This window comes from Bacillus sp. VT 712 (assembly GCF_001614195.1).
Taxonomy (GTDB): Bacteria; Bacillota; Bacilli; order Bacillales; family Bacillaceae_H; genus Priestia; species Priestia flexa.
Map to the genome: position 1 here is coordinate 1 of NZ_LWBK01000099.1, position 540 is coordinate 540.

Sequence of the window (540 nt, forward strand, 5' to 3'; positions counted from 1 at the left end):
TAGGTCAGAGGTGGAAGCACGGCGACGTGTGTAGCTGACTGATACTAATCGATCGAGGACTTAACCAAAGCGATAGTACACGAAGTACTCAGCGAAATGTTATCTAGTTTTGAGAGAATAATCTCAAATCATGTCTGGTGACGATAGCAGAGAGGTCACACCCGTTCCCATGCCGAACACGGAAGTTAAGTTCTCTAGCGCCGATGGTAGTTGGGACTTTGTCCCTGTGAGAGTAGGACGTTGCCAGGCTGAAAAAGATTTCTCTTTTTCTTTCAAAAAGTATTTGACACCAAGTGAAAAACTTGGTATGATAATAAAGTCGCCTAAGAGCGGCGGTTGAACTTTGAAAACTGAACAAAGCGACAAACGTCAACGTTAATTTTTTTAAACTTTTATGAGCAAGTCAAACATTTCTTCGGAGAGTTTGATCCTGGCTCAGGATGAACGCTGGCGGCGTGCCTAATACATGCAAGTCGAGCGAACTGATTAGAAGCTTGCTTCTATGACGTTAGCGGCGGACGGGTGAGTAACACGTGGGCA

General features: G+C 44.8%; 2 rRNA genes. Both read left to right on the forward strand.

Features of this window, described 5'->3' with window-relative positions:
* Positions 1-133: 133 nt before the first annotated feature.
* Positions 134-249 (forward strand): 5S ribosomal RNA (gene rrf / locus A2U94_RS20150).
* 163 nt (positions 250-412) lie between these two features.
* Positions 413-540 (forward strand): 16S ribosomal RNA (locus A2U94_RS20155); the annotation flags it as partial.